This is a genomic window from Niallia sp. 03133 (genome assembly GCF_052663225.1).
Window position 1 is genome coordinate 11960 of the sequence record NZ_JBQTCY010000020.1, and the last position, 18399, is coordinate 30358.

General features: G+C 37.9%; 19 protein-coding genes and 1 other annotated feature. All 19 genes read left to right on the forward strand.

Annotation, left to right across the window (positions count from 1 at the left end; all coding sequences use genetic code 11):
* Positions 1-129 precede the first annotated feature (129 nt).
* The 19 genes from cysE to rpsG all read left to right on the forward strand — a co-directional run bounded on the left by cysE (position 130) and on the right by rpsG (position 18386).
* On the forward strand, positions 130-780 hold the full coding sequence (gene cysE, locus ACTYBU_RS21225) for a serine O-acetyltransferase (protein ID WP_445492873.1): 651 nt from the start codon (positions 130-132) through the stop codon (positions 778-780).
* Positions 780-2180 carry a cysteine--tRNA ligase gene (cysS, locus tag ACTYBU_RS21230; protein ID WP_445492875.1) on the forward strand — a complete coding sequence of 467 codons (1401 nt, stop codon included), beginning with the start codon at positions 780-782 and terminating at the stop codon, positions 2178-2180. The genes cysE and cysS overlap by 1 nt, the downstream gene beginning before the upstream one ends.
* 3 nt (positions 2181-2183) lie before the next feature.
* Entirely contained in the window at positions 2184-2600 is a 417-nt protein-coding gene (locus ACTYBU_RS21235; RefSeq protein WP_445492877.1) for a Mini-ribonuclease 3, read from the forward strand.
* A gap of 2 nt (positions 2601-2602) precedes the next feature.
* The gene (rlmB, locus tag ACTYBU_RS21240) at positions 2603-3346 is read left to right on the forward strand and encodes a 23S rRNA (guanosine(2251)-2'-O)-methyltransferase RlmB (protein ID WP_445492879.1); all 744 of its coding nucleotides are present in this window, start codon (positions 2603-2605) and stop codon (positions 3344-3346) included.
* Between the two features lie 2 nt (positions 3347-3348).
* The gene (locus ACTYBU_RS21245) at positions 3349-3858 is read left to right on the forward strand and encodes an NYN domain-containing protein (protein WP_445492881.1); all 510 of its coding nucleotides are present in this window, start codon (positions 3349-3351) and stop codon (positions 3856-3858) included.
* A gap of 70 nt (positions 3859-3928) precedes the next feature.
* Positions 3929-4588, forward strand: a complete 660-nt coding sequence (sigH, locus tag ACTYBU_RS21250) for an RNA polymerase sporulation sigma factor SigH (RefSeq protein ID WP_445492883.1) — start codon at positions 3929-3931, stop codon at positions 4586-4588.
* 106 nt (positions 4589-4694) lie between these two features.
* Entirely contained in the window at positions 4695-4838 is a 144-nt protein-coding gene (gene rpmG, locus ACTYBU_RS21255) for a 50S ribosomal protein L33 (RefSeq protein ID WP_445492885.1), read from the forward strand.
* Between the two features lie 54 nt (positions 4839-4892).
* Positions 4893-5075: a preprotein translocase subunit SecE gene (gene secE / locus ACTYBU_RS21260; protein WP_445492887.1), complete on the forward strand. Its 183-nt coding sequence runs from the start codon at positions 4893-4895 to the stop codon at positions 5073-5075.
* A gap of 474 nt (positions 5076-5549) precedes the next feature.
* Positions 5550-6083 carry a transcription termination/antitermination protein NusG gene (gene nusG, locus ACTYBU_RS21265; RefSeq protein ID WP_445492889.1) on the forward strand — a complete coding sequence of 178 codons (534 nt, stop codon included), beginning with the start codon at positions 5550-5552 and terminating at the stop codon, positions 6081-6083.
* Positions 6084-6253: 170 nt separating this feature from the next.
* Positions 6254-6679, forward strand: coding sequence for a 50S ribosomal protein L11 (rplK, locus tag ACTYBU_RS21270; RefSeq protein ID WP_141434103.1), 426 nt, complete (start codon positions 6254-6256; stop codon positions 6677-6679).
* Positions 6680-6794: 115 nt separating this feature from the next.
* Positions 6795-7484: a 50S ribosomal protein L1 gene (gene rplA / locus ACTYBU_RS21275; protein WP_445492892.1), complete on the forward strand. Its 690-nt coding sequence runs from the start codon at positions 6795-6797 to the stop codon at positions 7482-7484.
* A 57-nt stretch (positions 7485-7541) separates the two neighbouring features.
* Positions 7542-7691 (forward strand) — a sequence feature (ribosomal protein L10 leader region).
* Positions 7692-7722: 31 nt separating this feature from the next.
* Positions 7723-8223, forward strand: coding sequence for a 50S ribosomal protein L10 (gene rplJ, locus ACTYBU_RS21280; RefSeq protein WP_445492894.1), 501 nt, complete (start codon positions 7723-7725; stop codon positions 8221-8223).
* 60 nt (positions 8224-8283) lie between these two features.
* Positions 8284-8646: a 50S ribosomal protein L7/L12 gene (gene rplL, locus ACTYBU_RS21285; protein ID WP_445492896.1), complete on the forward strand. Its 363-nt coding sequence runs from the start codon at positions 8284-8286 to the stop codon at positions 8644-8646.
* A gap of 123 nt (positions 8647-8769) precedes the next feature.
* Positions 8770-9375 (forward strand): class I SAM-dependent methyltransferase, encoded by a 606-nt coding sequence (locus ACTYBU_RS21290; protein WP_445492898.1) that lies wholly within the window; start codon positions 8770-8772, stop codon positions 9373-9375.
* Between the two features lie 246 nt (positions 9376-9621).
* Positions 9622-13182 carry a DNA-directed RNA polymerase subunit beta gene (gene rpoB / locus ACTYBU_RS21295; RefSeq protein ID WP_445492900.1) on the forward strand — a complete coding sequence of 1187 codons (3561 nt, stop codon included), beginning with the start codon at positions 9622-9624 and terminating at the stop codon, positions 13180-13182.
* A 120-nt stretch (positions 13183-13302) separates the two neighbouring features.
* Entirely contained in the window at positions 13303-16902 is a 3600-nt protein-coding gene (gene rpoC / locus ACTYBU_RS21300; protein WP_445492902.1) for a DNA-directed RNA polymerase subunit beta', read from the forward strand.
* A 204-nt stretch (positions 16903-17106) separates the two neighbouring features.
* A complete protein-coding gene (locus ACTYBU_RS21305; RefSeq protein ID WP_445492904.1) occupies positions 17107-17355 on the forward strand; it encodes a 50S ribosomal protein L7ae-like protein in 249 nt (82 codons plus the stop codon).
* A 99-nt stretch (positions 17356-17454) separates the two neighbouring features.
* Positions 17455-17877: a 30S ribosomal protein S12 gene (gene rpsL, locus ACTYBU_RS21310; protein WP_233318670.1), complete on the forward strand. Its 423-nt coding sequence runs from the start codon at positions 17455-17457 to the stop codon at positions 17875-17877.
* 38 nt (positions 17878-17915) lie between these two features.
* Positions 17916-18386 (forward strand): 30S ribosomal protein S7, encoded by a 471-nt coding sequence (rpsG, locus tag ACTYBU_RS21315; protein ID WP_445492906.1) that lies wholly within the window; start codon positions 17916-17918, stop codon positions 18384-18386.
* Positions 18387-18399: the final 13 nt, after the last annotated feature.

Consider the following 18399-nt stretch of genomic DNA (forward strand, 5'->3'; position numbering starts at 1 on the left):
ATTCATTTCTGGACTGCTGAAAAATGTTAGCCAGATTATGTTTTTATTTTTATCTATAAATAAAATACCAATAGTAGTAAATGAAGCTGATTGTGAAAAGTGAAAGTTTGGTTTGTTGGGAGGGGTATAATGTTTCGTCGTATAAAAGAGGATATATCTGTTGTGTTTGAACAAGACCCAGCAGCAAGAAGTTTTTTGGAAATTATTTTAACATATTCTGGTTTGCATGCTATTTGGTTTCACCGGATTGCACACTGTTTTTATAAACACAATTATTTTTTTCTAGCAAGAGTTATTTCGCAATTCAGCCGGTTTATGACAGGTATTGAGATTCACCCTGGAGCAACGATTGGGAATCGATTATTTATTGATCATGGTATGGGAGTAGTAATAGGGGAAACATGTGAAATAGGTGATAATGTAACGATATACCAAGGTGTAACACTTGGTGGTACAGGGAAGGAAAAAGGAAAACGACATCCGACGGTAAAAGATAATGTGTTAATCGCAACAGGTGCTAAAGTACTAGGATCTATTATAATTGGTGAAAATGCTAAAATAGGTGCAGGCTCTGTTGTACTGAGAGACGTACCTTCCAATTCTACTGTTGTAGGAATTCCCGGAAAAGTGAAAGTGCAAGACGGAAGAAAAATAAACAAAGATTTAAATCACTCTGATCTGCCAGATCCGGTTGCAGAGCGATTAAAAGAAATGGAAACAGAGATTTTACAATTAAAACAACAATTACAGGAGATGCAGGAAGAAAGGAGTTATAAATAATGTCCATTAAAATTTATAATACATTAACTAGATTGAAGGAAGAGTTTGTTCCTTTAGAAGAAGGAAAGGTAAAAATGTACGTATGCGGTCCTACCGTATACAATTACATTCATATAGGAAATGCAAGACCTGCAATTGTATTTGATACAGTTAGACGATATTTGGAGTATCGTGGATATGAAATGCAATATGTTTCTAACTTTACTGATGTTGATGACAAATTAATCAAAGCGGCAAATGAACTGGGGGAGGATGTCCCGACGATTGCAGATCGCTTTATCCAGGCTTATTTTGAGGATGTTACTGCCCTTGGATGCAAAAAGGCAGATAACCATCCGCGAGTAACAGAAAACATGGATATTATAATAGACTTTATTGCAGCACTCGTGGAAAAAGGTTTTGCTTATGAATCAGATGGGGATGTGTATTATCGTACAAGAAGCTTTGAAACATACGGGAAACTTTCCCATCAATCCATTGATGAGCTGCGCTCAGGTGCAAGAATAGCAGTAGGAGAGAAAAAGCAAGACTCATTAGACTTTGCTTTATGGAAAAAAGCAAAGGACGGTGAGATAGCATGGAGCAGTCCTTGGGGGCAAGGCCGACCTGGGTGGCATATCGAATGCTCAGCTATGGCGAAAAAGTATTTAGGCAATACAATTGATATACATGCAGGGGGGCAGGATTTAACTTTTCCGCATCATGAAAATGAAATTGCTCAATCAGAAGCGTTAACAGGAGAGACGTTTGCACGGTATTGGATGCATAACGGATATATTAATATTGACAATGAAAAGATGTCTAAATCGCTTGGGAATTTTGTTACGGTGAATGATATTATTAAAGTGCATGATCCCCAAACATTAAGGTTCTTTATGTTATCTGTTCATTACCGCAATCCGATTAATTATAGTGAAGAAGTACTGGAAAATACTCGTGCTGGATTAGAGAGAATAAGAACATCTTATGAAAATTTACAGCACCGCAAAGCGGCAAGCACAGATTTAACAGATGAGAATAAGGAATGGTTGGATAAAATCAGTCAATTGCATGCTCGGTTTATTCTAGATATGAATGATGATTTTAATACAGCAAACGGAATTTCTGTCTTGTTTGAGTTATCAAAGCAAGCAAACTGTTATTTATTAGAAAAAACAACTTCTACAGTGGTTATCGATGCGTTTATTAAAGAGTTTGAAGAGCTGTTTGGAGTACTTGGACTATCTTTATCTACTAAACAGGAACTTTTGGATGAACAAATTGAAGCATTAATTGAGAAAAGAAACCAAGCACGCAAAGCAAGAAATTTTCCATTAGCCGATGAAATTAGAGATCAGCTCAAAGCGATGAACATCATTTTAGAAGATACGGCACAAGGTATTCGATGGAAGAGAGGATAAACCATGCTTCTCTATGATAAAAATATTGATGAAAAACAATTGAACAGCTTAGCCCTTGCTTATATGGGCGATGCTGTTCTCGAAATATATGTCCGAAGACACTTGCTGTATAGCGGGAAAGTAAGGCCAAACCATCTTCACAGAGAGGCTACAAAGTATGTTTCTGCAAAAGGACAAGCAAAAGTAGTGTATCAATTGTTGGAGGAAACTTTTTTTACAGAAGAGGAACTCGCTGTATTGAAGAGAGGAAGAAATGCTAAATCAGGAACAATTCCGAAAAATACAGATGTGCAGACATACCGATATAGTACAGGTTTTGAAGCTGTTTTAGGCTATTTATATTTATCGGACAGAGAAGAACGTCTAGAAGAAATTATTAAAGCTGCTTTTTTGATCATTGAAAATATTTGGAGGAAATAAAAGTGAACAGCGATTATATTGTAGGCAAGAATGCGGTTATAGAGGCATTAAAGGCAGAAAGGGATGTAAATAAGATTCTTATTGCAGAAGGATCACAAAAAGGGCAGATGCAGACGGTTATTGCTTTAGCAAAAAAAACAAATGTACTTGTACAGTTTGTTCCAAAGAAAAAATTGGATAGTCTAATAGATGCCAATCATCAAGGGGTAGTTGCGCAAGTAGCTGCGTATCAATACAGTGAAATTGATGATTTGTTTGCATTGGCAGAAAAAAAGAATCAAGTCCCGTTTTTTTTATTGTTGGATGAAATAGAGGATCCCCATAATTTAGGATCGATAATGCGAACAGCAGATGCTGTTGGAGCACACGGCATCATTATCCCCCGCAGAAGAGCTGTTGGTTTAACTGCAACAGTTGCAAAAGCGTCTACAGGTGCTATTGAACATATACCGGTTGTAAGAGTAACAAATATGGCAAGAACAATAGAGGAATTAAAAGAGAGAGGAATTTGGATTGCAGGAACAGATGCAAAAGGAAGTGAGGATTATCGGAGCTTTGATGGTACGATGCCATTAGGCCTAGTAATTGGGAGCGAAGGAAAAGGAATGGGGAGATTGATTCGGGAAAAATGTGATTTTCTTATCCATTTGCCGATGGCTGGCTCTGTCACATCTTTAAATGCTTCTGTAGCAGCTGCACTTTTAATGTATGAGGTATATCGTAAACGCTATCCAATTGAGGGATAATAATGGATATACTAATTGTCGACGGCTATAACATTATCGGCGCTTGGCCTAATTTGAATAAATTGAAAATAACTGATTTATCTGCTGCAAGAGACTTGCTAGTTGAAAAAATGGCAGAATATCAAGCCTATTCAGGCTACCGAGTTCTAATTGTTTTTGATGCTTATTATGTAAGAGGGACTGAAAAAAAATACAATAATTATAAAGTGGAAGTAATTTTTACAAGAGAAAACGAAACAGCAGATGAAAGAATAGAAAAGCTGGCAAAAGAATTAAGCAACAGAAAAACACAAATTCATGTAGCAACATCTGATTTTACTGAACAGTGGGCTATATTTGGACAAGGAGCCTTAAGGAAATCGGCCCGAGAGTTGTTTATTGAAATGGATGGCATTGAGCGGAATATTGGAAAAAAAGTAAAAAAAATAAAAGAAAAGAAACCCGTTGCCAAAATTCCTCTAACAAAAGAAATGGAGGAAATATTCGAAAAATGGCGCCGTGGAGAAAAATGAGCAGTTGACGCTAAAAATTACGCTACTGTATAATGGTTTTATCCATGATTGCACGGTCGGGGGGATCTGAATGAGTGTTGACAACGGGACTAAAAGTAACGAAAGTGTTGAGAAATATGTTGATCTTGAAGATGAAGTAATAGTGGAACTAGTGCATCAAGGTGAAAGTGATGCATTAGATTATCTTATTCAAAAATATCGAAACTTTGTGCGTGCCAAAGCCAGATCCTATTTCCTAATTGGTGCAGATAAAGAAGATATTGTACAAGAGGGCATGATTGGGCTGTATAAGGCGATCCGTGATTTTAAAGAGGACAAACTGTCATCATTTAAAGCCTTTGCTGAACTTTGTATTACTAGACAAATTATTACAGCAATAAAAACAGCAACTAGACAAAAGCATATTCCTTTAAATTCATATGTCTCTCTCGATAAACCCATTTATGATGAAGAATCAGATCGAACCTTAATGGATATTATTTCGGGTGCGAAAGTATTAGATCCGGAAGAGTTGATTATCAATCAAGAAGAGTTTGATCATATTGAAATAAAGATGTCAGAGTTGTTAAGTGATTTAGAACGTAAAGTTTTGGCCTTGTATTTAGATGGACAATCTTATCAAGAAATATCAGAAGAGCTTAACAGACATGTGAAATCAATTGATAATGCGCTTCAAAGAGTAAAAAGAAAATTAGAAAGATATTTAGAGATTAGAGAGTTTTCTCACTAAATAATTTATTATTGTAGAAAAACTTGTCCTATTTGACTGATGTTGACATAGATATATGTCCATGGTACAGTTTGGTAAGATATAAAGGACGTAGTAGGTGTCAAAAATGAAGAAGAAGCTTGTTTTAGCATGTGGGAATTGTGGTTCCAGAAATTATTCTACAGTGGGCAACAAAGGGACAGAACGACTGGAGATAAAGAAATTCTGCCAAAAGTGCAATGCCCATACAATTCATAAAGAAACAAAATAATTGTTTTTCATCGCTTTAAGATAAGCTACCCGCTTTAAATATGGAGGTAACGAAATGCAACGCACTGTTAACTTTTTTCGTGAAGTAGGCAGAGAGTTAAGAAAGGTAAGTTGGCCTAATAAGAAGGAACTAACTACCTATACCATTACTGTTATTGCTACAGTAACGTTCTTTGCTGTTTTTTTCGCACTTGTTGATATGGGAATTTCTAAACTAATTCGTTTAATACTTGAATAACAGTTGTCAACTCATGGTATAATGGTAAAACAATAAGAAACATTCACAAAGCCCGGTAACGGGTTTTTTCATTGCTTTAAAATAAGGAAAATGGAAGCACCTTTGCTTATCGAAGCAGAAGTAAAGGTTTTTTGAAATCGATAGGACTGGCCGGCTGAATGTGCAGTAAAGGAAAATCAAACGAATTCCACATCCCTGTGAAATCGTTGATTGTCCCGTATTTTTCTTTCATCTGGAAACACTGGCCAATGAAATGTTCACCCCATCGATCGAAGCTAGACAGTGATCTGGGTTCAAAAAAGCTATGCTTTCGTATCTTTATCTTTAAAAAAGGTCCGATTGAACCAAAGTATTGTGTTTATAAAAGGCCAAAACTCTTAGGTTGGCAGACTGCTCCTAAAGACTAAGAGTTTGACAATAAAGAAAGCTGCAAATTAAAAGTGCGGGGAGGGAAGGACGAAATAGTCCTCTACTATGGAAAAAAATTGGTATGTAGTGCATACGTACTCTGGGTATGAAAATAAAGTAAAAGCAAACCTGGAAAAACGGGTAGAAACAATGGCGATGCAAGATAAAATATTTCGCGTTGTAGTACCAGAAGAAGAAGAAACAGATATTAGAAACGGCAAGAAAAAAGTGGTAAAAAGGAAGGTTTTTCCTGGTTATGTCTTAGTTGAAATTGTTATGACGGATGATTCTTGGTATGTTGTCCGCAATACACCAGGAGTAACTGGGTTTGTTGGTTCTGCTGGTTCCGGTTCGAAACCAACTCCTCTGCTTCCAGATGAAGTGCAAGTTATTCTAAAAAGAATGGGCGTTGATGAACAACGCATTGAAATTGAATTCGAGCTGGGTGAAACAGTGAAAGTGAACGAAGGGCCATTTGCTAACTTCACAGGCACTGTGGAGGAAATCGACAAAGATAAGGCCAAGGTAAAAGTATTAGTTAATATGTTCGGCCGAGATACCCCGGTAGAACTAGATTTTACACAAATTGAAAAATTTTAATCTGAAATAACTTGAAATGACTTTGAAAAAGTGGTAATATTTCAAAGGTCAGTATGTCTCATAAAAAGAGATAAGATATTGTCAAATTTCTTTATCATATAAAGATAGATCAGATGAGTGGGAGGGGTATACCCTATTACCACATCACGGACTTTAAGGAGGTGTGTCTCGTGGCTAAAAAAGTAATTAAGGTTGTTAAATTGCAAATTCCAGCAGCTAAAGCAAATCCGGCACCACCAGTTGGTCCTGCATTGGGTCAAGCGGGTGTTAATATCATGGGATTCTGTAAAGAGTTTAATGCTCGTACAGCTGAACAAGCTGGTTTAATTATTCCTGTTGAAATTACGGTATTTGAAGACCGTTCATTTACATTTATTACAAAAACTCCACCTGCTGCTGTTTTACTTAAAAAAGCGGCTGGGATTGAGTCAGGTTCTGGTGAACCTAACCGTAATAAAGTGGCAACTGTTAAGCGTGATAAAGTACGCGAGATTGCTGAAACGAAAATGCCTGATTTAAATGCAGCTAGCGTTGAAGCAGCTATGCGCATGGTTGAAGGTACTGCCCGCAGCATGGGTATTGTTATTGAAGACTAAACCATATTAGATGGTTCTGTTGATTAAGGTTGCGACACTGGTAATTCTTAAGTCGCAACCTTTATTCGTGGGAGGTAATTCCGCTAAAACCACAATTCAAGGAGGAAATATTATTATGGCTAAAAAAGGTAAGAAGTATTTAGAAGCTATCAAACTTGTTGATCGTACTAAAGCTTACCCAATTCAAGAAGCAGTTGAACTTGTTAAAAAAACAAGTACTACAAAATTTGATGCATCTGTTGAGGTTGCTTTCCGTCTAGGCGTTGATCCTAAGAAAGCAGACCAACAAATCCGTGGAGCAGTTGTTCTTCCTCATGGAACTGGTAAAACTCAACGTGTATTAGTATTCGCTAAAGGCGAAAAAATTAAAGAAGCAGAAGCTGCAGGTGCAGACTATGTTGGAGATGCTGAATTCATCAACAAAATCCAACAAGGTTGGTTTGATTTTGACGTAATCGTTGCAACTCCAGACATGATGGGTGAAGTTGGTAAACTTGGACGTGTATTAGGACCTAAAGGTTTAATGCCAAACCCTAAAACTGGTACAGTAACTTTTGATGTAACAAAAGCAGTAAACGAAATTAAAGCAGGTAAAGTAGAATACCGTGTTGATAAAGCTGGAAACATTCATGTTCCAATCGGTAAAGTTTCTTTCGAAGAAACAAAACTTGTTGAAAACTTCCAAACTATTTTTGATACAATGTTAAAAGTTAAACCAGCAGCAGCAAAAGGAACTTACATGAAGAACGTTTCTGTTACTTCAACAATGGGTCCTGGAGTTAAGGTAGATCCTTCTGCAGTTTAATATAAAATAAAGTTGACAAAACAAGATTAATGACATACAATACATCTTGTTGTTAAAAATTAAATAACATTTGTACCGTAGACAGTAGGTGCTTGAAAAAAGCTTAATTTCCTGCCGAGGTAATACGATAGATTTTCATCAGTTGTGTAAACGACTATTGTATACTCCTCCATGTCTATATTGATATGGAGGTTTTTTACTTTCCGGTATAAATGTAGATTCTACAGGAGGTGTAAAGATGAGCAGCGTAATTGAACAAAAGAAACAAATAGTAGAAGTTATTGCTGAAAAATTCAAAGCAAGTAAATCAACAATTGTTGTTGATTACCGCGGTCTAACTGTTTCTGAAGTAACTGAACTTCGTAAACAGCTTCGTGAAGCTGGTGTTGAGTTCAAGGTTTTCAAAAACACATTAACTCGCCGTGCTGCTGAAGCTGCAGATTTAGCAGGTCTTAACGATGCGCTAACTGGTCCTAATGCAATTGCATTCAGTAATGAAGATGTTGTAGCGCCAGCTAAAATCCTTAACGACTTTGCTAAAAAGAATGAAGCGCTTGAAATTAAAGCGGGTGTTATTGAAGGAAATATCGCTTCTGTTGAAGATGTTAAAGCTCTTGCTGAGCTACCATCTCGCGAAGGATTGCTTTCTATGTTACTCAGCGTGCTTCAAGCACCAATCCGCAACTTTGCTCTTGCTACAAAAGCAGTTGCAGAACAAAAAGAAGAACAAGGAGCGTAAGAATTTACGTTACTTTCAAGCAATATAATAAATGGATAAAAAACAAGGAGGAACAATATAATGTCTAAAGAACAAATCTTAGAAGCAGTTAAAGCAATGACTGTTTTAGAATTAAACGACCTAGTAAAAGCTATTGAAGAAGAATTTGGTGTAACTGCTGCAGCTCCTGTAGCTGTTGCTGGTGCTGTTGGTGGAGAAGCTGCAGCTGAAAAAACTGAGTTTGACGTAGTTCTTGCATCTCCTGGAGATCAAAAAATCAAAGTTATCAAAGCTGTACGTGAAATCACAGGTCTTGGACTTAAAGAAGCAAAAGAACTTGTTGACAACACTCCAAAAGCTGTTAAAGAAGGAGCTTCTAAAGAAGAAGCTGAAGAAATTAAAGCTAAACTTGAAGAAGTTGGAGCTAACGTTGAAGTTAAGTAATGTTAGTTTAAAAAAGCTCGCTATCTAAGCGGGCTTTTTTTCCCTTAAAAAGAATAACTTCAAAACGTAAAAAATCCTCAGTGTGGTTCTTCCGATATTATGCTCCGATGGAGGTGGTCAGTTGTGACAGAACATTATTATTCCCGTACCCAAAATGTAGAAAGTGATCCGAATTACTGGAATTACGAGCTGAAAGGCAATAACTTCCGCTTTAAAACAGATAATGGTGTTTTTTCAAAGAAAGAAGTTGATTATGGCTCGAAATTATTAATTGAGACATATGCATATTCAGCTGTTGATGGAGATATACTGGATGTTGGCTGCGGTTATGGACCGATAGGGCTTTCTATTGCTAAAAATGAAGAAAATAAAATGGTTCATATGGTAGATGTTAATTTAAGAGCAATACAGCTTGCAAAGGAAAACGCGTCTGTTAACCATATAAATAATGTTAAAATTTATGAGAGCGACAGGCTTCTGCAAGTAGGGGAAGTAAAGTTTGCATCCATTTTAACAAACCCGCCAATTCGCGCAGGGAAAAAAGTGGTACATGATATTTTGGAACAAAGTTATGAACATTTGTTGGATGGTGGAGATCTTTGGGTAGTCATTCAGAAGAAACAAGGAGCCCCTTCTGCAATAGCCAAATTGGAACAATTATTTAACGAAGTGGAAGTAATGGAAAAGAAAAAAGGTTATTTTATTATAAGAGCAAAAAAGATTGACTAGTCCGAATCGTTGTGATAGCATTGTATAATGCCAATATATTATTTTTCTGATAGGTATAATTTTATGCAATAAGAGTATAGAATTGGATTATTTCGGAAAAACTAACAAAATAATACTTGAAATATGAAAATGTGGTTTTTGGATTGGAAAACCCTTTTTCTTTTTGTCTTATAAAAATAGGTGATCACCTATTTTTATAAGATGTTAATAGATGTACTATAACGTTTGATTTGAGGGGTGAATCAGTTGACAGGTCAACTTGTTCAGTATGGACGACACCGCCAGCGAAGAAGCTATGCACGAATTAGTGAAGTTTTAGAATTACCAAATCTAATAGAAATCCAAACCTCTTCCTATCAATGGTTTCTAGATGAGGGATTACGTGAAATGTTTCAGGATATTTCACCGATTGAAGACTTTACTGGCAACTTATCGCTTGAATTTATCGATTACAGCTTAGGGGATCCAAAATATTCAGTAGAAGAATCAAAAGAACGAGATGTTACATACTCTGCACCTTTGCGGGTGAAGGTTCGTCTTGTTAACAAGGAAACAGGAGAAGTAAAGGACCAAGATGTATTCATGGGTGATTTCCCGCTTATGACTGAAACTGGGACATTCGTTATTAACGGAGCAGAACGTGTTATCGTTTCTCAGTTAGTTCGTTCTCCAAGTGTTTATTACAATGGGAAATTAGATAAAAACGGAAAAAAAGGCTTTACTGCGACTGTTATTCCGAACCGTGGTGCATGGTTAGAATATGAAACTGATGCAAAGGATGTTGTTTACGTACGTATTGACCGTACTCGTAAACTGCCAGTTACAGTACTTTTGCGTGCTTTAGGATTTGGATCTGATCAAGAAATCCTTGATTTGATCGGGGACAATGAATATTTACGCAATACTTTAGAAAAAGACAACACAGAAGGAACAGAGAAAGCTCTATTAGAAATATACGAGCGTTTGCGTCCTGGTGAGCCTCCTACAGTTGAAAATGCAAAAAGTCTATTAGTTTCAAGGTTTTTTGATCCTAAAAGATATGATCTTGCAAATGTAGGACGTTATAAAATTAATAAAAAACTTCATATAAAAAATAGATTGTTTGGCCAGCGTTTAGCAGAAACGCTAGTAGATCCGGAAACCGGCGAAATAATAGCTGAAAAAGGAACGCTTTTAGATCGTCGTGCATTGGACCGCATTATACCAAACTTAGAAAATAACATCGGATTTAAAACATTAAGCCCATATGGCGGTGTATTGGAAGATGAAGTTATTGTGCAATCTGTTAAAATCTATTCCCCTAACGACGAAGGAGAAAAAGAGATTAACGTAATAAGCAATGCATATGTAGAAGAAGCAGTGAAAAACATTTCTCCAGCAGATATTATTGCCTCTATTAGTTATTTCTTTGACTTGTTACATGGTGTAGGTTTAACAGATGATATCGACCATTTAGGAAACAGACGTCTGCGTTCTGTAGGTGAATTGCTGCAAAACCAATTCCGTATTGGTTTATCCAGAATGGAGCGTGTTGTTCGTGAAAGAATGTCTATTCAAGATACAAATACGATCACTCCACAGCAGTTAATTAACATTAGACCGGTTATTGCATCAATTAAAGAGTTCTTTGGTAGCTCTCAGTTGTCCCAATTTATGGATCAGACAAATCCGCTTGCGGAGTTAACGCATAAGCGTCGTTTATCTGCATTAGGACCTGGTGGTTTAACAAGGGAACGTGCAGGGATGGAAGTTCGTGATGTTCACTATTCCCATTATGGTCGTATGTGTCCGATTGAAACTCCAGAGGGACCAAACATTGGTCTTATTAACTCTTTATCATCTTTTGCAAAAGTAAATCGTTTTGGTTTTATTGAAACACCTTACCGCCGAGTAGATCCGGAAACAGGGTTGGTTTCAAGCCGAATTGACTATTTAACAGCCGATGAAGAAGATAACTATGTAGTAGCACAAGCTAACGTTCGCCTTGGCGACGATGGTTCTTTCTTGGATGAGGAAGTAGTTGCCCGTTTTAGAGGGGAAAACACAGTTGTCCGCCGTGACAGAGTAGACTATATGGATGTTTCGCCGAAGCAGGTAGTATCTGCTGCAACAGCGTGTATTCCATTCTTAGAAAACGATGACTCGAACCGTGCGCTTATGGGTGCGAACATGCAACGTCAAGCAGTGCCGTTAATGCAGCCGGAAGCTCCAAGAGTAGGAACAGGAATGGAATATGTTTCTGGTAAAGACTCTGGTGCCGCTGTTATTTGTAAGCACGAAGGTATTGTTGAGCATGTAGAAGCTCGTGAAGTTTGGGTTAGAAGAATTAAAGTAATTGATGGTCAAGAGGTTAAAGGTGACCTAGATAAATATAGAATGCTGAAATTTATCCGTTCAAACCAGGGTACGTGCTATAACCAACGTCCTATTGTTGCTGTTGGAAACAGAGTGACAAAAGGAGAAATCCTTGCTGACGGTCCATCTATGGAATTAGGAGAACTTGCGTTAGGAAGAAACGTATTAGTAGCCTTTATGACATGGGATGGTTATAACTATGAAGATGCCATCATTATGAGTGAGCGTTTGGTGAAAGATGATGTTTACACATCCATTCATATTGAGGAATACGAATCAGAATCACGTGATACAAAGCTTGGACCGGAAGAAATCACTCGTGATATTCCGAATGTCGGGGAAGATGCATTACGCAACCTGGATGATCGTGGGATTATTCGCATTGGAGCAGAAGTAAAAGACGGAGATCTTCTTGTAGGAAAAGTAACGCCAAAAGGTGTGACAGAATTAACTGCAGAAGAACGCTTATTACATGCTATCTTCGGTGAAAAAGCACGTGAAGTTCGTGATACAAGCTTACGAGTTCCACATGGCGGCGGCGGAATTGTTCATGATGTAAAAGTATTTAATCGTGAAGATGGAGATGAACTGCCTCCAGGTGTAAATCAGCTTGTACGTGTATATATTGTTCAAAAACGTAAAATTCACGAAGGCGATAAAATGGCAGGACGACATGGTAATAAAGGGGTAATTTCTCGTATATTACCAGAAGAGGATATGCCATATCTTCCAGATGGAACACCTGTAGATATCATGTTAAACCCATTAGGTGTGCCATCTCGTATGAACATCGGACAGGTGCTGGAGCTGCATCTAGGAATGGCTGCAAGAAGCTTAAATATCCACGTTGCATCACCGGTATTTGATGGTGCTAGGGAAGAAGATGTTTGGGAAACAATTAGAGAAGCTGGCATGGCACAAGATGCTAAAACAGTTCTTTATGATGGACGTACAGGAGAGCCATTTGACAACCGTGTATCTGTTGGTGTCATGTATATGATCAAACTGGCACACATGGTTGATGATAAACTTCATGCTCGTTCAACTGGACCATACTCTCTAGTGACACAGCAGCCACTGGGCGGAAAAGCACAGTTTGGAGGACAGCGCTTTGGAGAGATGGAAGTATGGGCTCTTGAAGCATATGGAGCTGCCTATACTTTACAAGAAATTCTTACGGTTAAATCAGATGACGTTGTTGGTCGTGTGAAAACGTATGAAGCAATTGTAAAAGGCGAAAATGTTCCAGAGCCGGGTGTACCGGAATCATTCCGCGTATTAATGAAAGAACTTCAAAGTTTAGGATTGGATGTAAAAATTCTATCAAGCACTGAAGAAGAAATTGAAATGCGAGATACAGACGATGATGATGATATTCAACAAGCTGAATCTCTTACAATAGCACCTGATACACAAGAGCCTGAGTCAGAAAAAGTAGGCATACAAGAGTAATTTGAAGTAACTGGATGAAGGCTGACACTAATGAAAAGGGTCAGCCTTCATAAGATATAAGTACTTATTTTTAAGTGGCAGTGAAGGATTAGCCCGAAGATCAAAAGGGAGGTAGGACCCTTGTTGGATGTAAACAATTTTGAATTTATGAAAATAGGCCTTGCTTCACCAGACAAGATTCGCTCATGGTCATTTGGTGAAGTGAAAAAACCAGAAACAATTAACTATCGAACATTAAAACCGGAAAAAGACGGTTTATTTTGCGAGCGTATTTTCGGCCCTACAAAAGACTGGGAATGTCATTGTGGAAAATATAAACGTGTAAGATATAAAGGTGTAGTATGTGACAGATGCGGCGTGGAAGTAACTCGTGCAAAAGTACGTCGTGAACGCATGGGGCACATCGAACTAGCAGCACCTGTATCACATATATGGTACTTTAAAGGGATTCCTAGCCGTATGGGTCTTGTTCTGGATATGTCTCCGCGTGCGTTAGAGGAAGTAATTTATTTTGCTTCTTATGTAGTAACGGATCCTGGTGACACAGCGCTAGAAAAAAAACAGCTTCTATCTGAAAAAGAATATAGAGCATATCGCGATAAATATGGTTCTAAATTCCAAGCTTCTATGGGAGCAGAATCAATTAAGAAGCTTCTTTCTGACATTGATTTAAATAAAGACGTAGATGCATTAAAAGAAGAACTAAAAACAGCACAAGGACAACGTCGTACTCGTGCTATTAAACGACTGGAAGTATTGGAAGCGTTCCGTGGTTCTGGTAATGAGCCTTCATGGATGATTTTAGATGTACTCCCTGTTATTCCACCAGAACTTCGTCCGATGGTTCAATTAGATGGCGGTCGTTTTGCTACATCTGATTTAAATGATCTATATCGCCGAGTGATTAACCGTAACAATCGTTTAAAAAGATTGTTGGATTTAGGAGCTCCAAGCATCATTGTCCAAAACGAAAAACGCATGCTTCAAGAAGCAGTAGATGCGTTAATCGATAATGGCCGCCGCGGCCGTCCAGTAACAGGACCAGGAAATAGACCGTTAAAATCTCTTTCTCATATGCTAAAAGGAAAACAAGGTCGTTTCCGTCAAAACTTGCTCGGTAAACGTGTTGACTATTCTGGTCGATCGGTTATCGTTGTTGGACCAAACTTAAAGATGTACCAATGTGGTTTACCAAGAGAAATGGCGTTAGAGCTTTTCAAACCTTTCGTTATGAAAGAATTAGTGGAAAAAGGTTTAGCGCATAATATTAAATCTGCTAAACGTAAAATTGAGAGAGTTCAACCTGAAGTTTGGGATGTTTTAGAAGAGGTAATTAGAGAGCATCCAGTATTGCTTAACCGTGCACCGACGCTTCACAGATTAGGAATCCAAGCGTTTGAACCAACATTAGTTGAAGGGCGTGCAATTCGCCTTCACCCATTAGTATGTACGGCGTACAACGCTGACTTTGATGGTGACCAAATGGCAGTTCACGTTCCGTTATCTTCTGAAGCGCAAGCAGAAGCAAGGCTGCTAATGCTTGCTGCCCAAAACATCTTGAACCCTAAAGATGGAAAACCAGTTGTTACTCCTTCACAGGATATGGTTCTAGGTAACTATTACCTAACTTTAGAACGAGATGGTGCTGTAGGAGAAGGCATGATCTTCAACGATACAAGTGAGGCAGTGTTGGCATACCAAAATGGCTATGTTCATTTACACACTCGTGTTGCTGTTCGTGCAAACTCTTTAAATAACGAAACATTTACGGAAGAACAAAATAAACAACTGCTGATTACAACGGTAGGAAAGCTGATTTTTAACGAAATCTTGCCTAAATCCTTCCCTTATATCAACGAACCAACTAAGGCGAATCTTGAAGAGAAAACGCCAGAAAGATTCTTTGTTAAAAAAGGAACGGATATACCTGCAGCAATAAGAGAAATGTCTATTATAGAACCATTTAAAAAGAAAATCCTTGGGAATATAATTGCGGAAGTCTTTAAACGATTTAAAATTACCGAAACATCTAAAATGCTTGATAGAATGAAAGATCTAGGATTTAGACATTCAACAAAAGCAGGTATCACTGTAGGGGTTGCGGATATCGTTGTTTTAGGTGAAAAACAAGAAATTATCGACGAAGCTCAAGGGAAAGTTGATAACGTATTAAAACAATTTAGACGTGGATTAATTACAGAAGAAGAACGTTATGATCGAGTTATCTCGATTTGGAGTTCTGCTAAAGATGTAATTCAGGCTAAACTGATGAAATCACTTGATAAACGAAATCCAATCTTTATGATGAGTGACTCTGGTGCCCGTGGTAACGCATCTAACTTTACACAGCTTGCTGGTATGCGCGGATTAATGGCAAACCCGGCTGGTAGAATTATTGAGTTGCCAATCATCTCTAGTTTCCGTGAAGGATTAACTGTATTAGAGTACTTTATTTCGACACACGGAGCACGTAAAGGTCTTGCTGATACAGCACTTAAAACAGCCGATTCAGGTTATCTGACTCGTCGACTTGTTGATGTTGCTCAAGATGTTATTGTTCGCGAGGATGATTGTGGAACAGATAGAGGCTTATTAGTGGCTGCTCTTAAAGAAGGAACAGAAATAATTGAACCTTTAGAAGAGCGTTTAATTGGTCGTTATGCAAGAAGAGCCATTAAGCATCCAGAAACTCAGGAAGTAATGGTTCCAGAAAATGGGTTAATTACTGAAGATCTTGCTGTAGAAGTGGTAGAGGCTAATATTGAAGAAGTATGGATTCGTTCTGCCTTTACATGTAATACTCGCCACGGTGTATGTAAAAAATGTTATGGCAGAAATCTAGCAACTGGCCAAGAGGTAGAAGTTGGCGAAGCTGTAGGTATTATTGCAGCACAATCTATTGGAGAACCAGGTACACAGTTAACAATGCGTACTTTCCATACAGGTGGAGTTGCTGGAGATGATATTACACAAGGTTTACCTCGTATCCAAGAAATATTCGAAGCTCGTAATCCGAAAGGGCAGGCTGTTATTTCAGAAATTGCTGGTGTGGTGGTCGGAATCAATGAAGGAAGAGACCGTCAGCATGAAATTACGATTCAAGGTGAACTGGAAACAAAAACATATACTGCGCCATATACAGGAAGATTAAAAGTTAAAGTGGACGACGTAGTTGAACAAGGTCAAGAATTGACTGAAGGTTCTATTGACCCGAAAGAATTGATTAAAGTGAAAAATGTGACTGCTGTTCAAGAGTACTTATTGCGTGAAGTGCAAAAAGTATATCGTATGCAAGGGGTTGAAATTGGGGATAAACACGTTGAAGTAATGGTTCGTCAAATGCTTCGTAAAATACGTGTGGTTGATGCTGGGGAAACGGATGTACTGCCTGGTACGCTACTTGATATTCACCAATTTACTGATGCAAACTCTAAAGCGTTACGAGCAGGTAAATTACCAGCAACAGGAAGACCTGTATTGCTTGGTATTACAAAAGCTTCACTTGAAACAGATTCATTCTTATCTGCGGCATCTTTCCAAGAAACAACAAGAGTTCTTACTGATGCAGCAATTAAAGGAAAACGTGATGAATTATTAGGATTAAAAGAAAATGTAATTATTGGTAAACTAGTGCCAGCAGGAACTGGTATGCCGAGATATCGACATGCAGAACCTATTACAGCAGAAGAATCGACTGAAGAAACGGTAACAGTTGATTAATTAGTTTGACAATAGAAGAAACTGTATAAACACTTTGGGTCTAAAAACTGCCAATCTACAATGTTTGAATGGTGGGTTTTAGACCCGTGTTAACAGTTTATGAAAACCATCTTATTTTTTTAGGTGAAATGATTGACATTAAGTTTTCTAGATGTTACTATATCAAAGGTGCTCCTATTCACCTGTTGCTTTGGAGGATATAATATGTCTTATGATAAAGTATTGCAGGCAAATAAATATGTAGTAGGAACAAAGCAAACAGTCAAAGCGTTAAAAAAAGGTAACATAACGGAGATATTAGTTGCTAAGGATGCAGATCCATTTCATATTGGAAAAGTAACAGAAGCAGCTAAACAAGTTAATGTACCTATTATACTTGTTGATTCCATGATGAAGCTAGGCAAATCATGTGGTATAGAAGTAGGCGCAGCAGCTGTTGCCATAATTAATTAAACTGTTTTTATGGAACTAACCATGAAAACTTTGTTTTTGCCCTAATATGAACCACCTGGATGTGTGGGCTTTAAACATAAAAGAAGGGAGGAAAAAGAAATGCCAACTATTAACCAATTAGTGCGCAAACCTCGTCAATCTGCACAAGAGAAGTCGAAGTCACCTGCGTTAAACAAAGGTTACAACAGTTTCAAGAAAACACAAACAGACGTATCTTCACCTCAAAAACGTGGTGTATGTACTCGTGTTGGTACAATGACACCGAAAAAACCGAACTCAGCGTTGCGTAAATATGCTCGTGTACGTTTGACTAACGGTATCGAGGTAACTGCATACATTCCTGGTATTGGTCACAATCTGCAAGAACACAGTGTTGTACTAATCCGTGGAGGACGTGTAAAAGACTTACCGGGGGTACGTTACCACATCGTTCGTGGAGCACTTGATACAGCTGGTGTTAACAACCGTATGCAAGGTCGTTCTAAATATGGAACTAAAAAACCAAAAGCAGCAAAAAAATAAATTAAACTTAAATAGAATGATTGAAAGGAGGAAATCAAATGCCACGTAAAGGTCCTGTAGCAAAAAGAGACGTATTACCAGATCCAATATACAATTCTAAACTTGTATCTCGTTTGATTAATAAAATGATGATAGATGGTAAGAGAGGTAAATCTCAAGCTATCCTATATTCAGCTTTTGAAATCGTTGCAGAACGTACTGGGAAAGAAGCGATCGAAGTATTTGATCAAGCTTTAAAGAATATTATGCCAGTACTTGAAGTTAAAGCACGCCGTGTTGGTGGTTCTAACTATCAAGTTCCAGTGGAGGTTCGTCCAGATAGACGTACTACACTTGGTTTGCGTTGGTTAGTTAACTATTCTCGTCTTCGTGGAGAAAAAACAATGGAAGAGAGATTAGCTAACGAAATCCTAGATGCAGCAAACAACACTGGTGCATCAGTTAAAAAGCGTGAAGATACACATAAAATGGCAGAAGCGAACAAAGCGTTTGCTCACTACCGTTGGTAAGATAAATAATTTA

Bases quoted from the DNA above. Each gene is read 5' to 3' on its own strand.
- cysE (WP_445492873.1), top strand. From the start codon at position 130: ATGTTTCGTCGTATAAAAGAGGATATATCTGTTGTGTTTGAACAAGAC.
- cysS (WP_445492875.1), top strand. From the start codon at position 780: ATGTCCATTAAAATTTATAATACATTAACTAGATTGAAGGAAGAGTTT.
- ACTYBU_RS21235 (WP_445492877.1), top strand. From the start codon at position 2,184: ATGCTTCTCTATGATAAAAATATTGATGAAAAACAATTGAACAGCTTA.
- ACTYBU_RS21245 (WP_445492881.1), top strand. From the start codon at position 3,349: ATGGATATACTAATTGTCGACGGCTATAACATTATCGGCGCTTGGCCT.
- sigH (WP_445492883.1), top strand. From the start codon at position 3,929: ATGAGTGTTGACAACGGGACTAAAAGTAACGAAAGTGTTGAGAAATAT.
- rpmG (WP_445492885.1), top strand. From the start codon at position 4,695: ATGAAGAAGAAGCTTGTTTTAGCATGTGGGAATTGTGGTTCCAGAAAT.
- secE (WP_445492887.1), top strand. From the start codon at position 4,893: ATGCAACGCACTGTTAACTTTTTTCGTGAAGTAGGCAGAGAGTTAAGA.
- nusG (WP_445492889.1), top strand. From the start codon at position 5,550: ATGGAAAAAAATTGGTATGTAGTGCATACGTACTCTGGGTATGAAAAT.
- rplA (WP_445492892.1), top strand. From the start codon at position 6,795: ATGGCTAAAAAAGGTAAGAAGTATTTAGAAGCTATCAAACTTGTTGAT.
- rplJ (WP_445492894.1), top strand. From the start codon at position 7,723: ATGAGCAGCGTAATTGAACAAAAGAAACAAATAGTAGAAGTTATTGCT.
- rplL (WP_445492896.1), top strand. From the start codon at position 8,284: ATGTCTAAAGAACAAATCTTAGAAGCAGTTAAAGCAATGACTGTTTTA.
- ACTYBU_RS21305 (WP_445492904.1), top strand. From the start codon at position 17,107: ATGTCTTATGATAAAGTATTGCAGGCAAATAAATATGTAGTAGGAACA.
- rpsL (WP_233318670.1), top strand. From the start codon at position 17,455: ATGCCAACTATTAACCAATTAGTGCGCAAACCTCGTCAATCTGCACAA.
- rpsG (WP_445492906.1), top strand. From the start codon at position 17,916: ATGCCACGTAAAGGTCCTGTAGCAAAAAGAGACGTATTACCAGATCCA.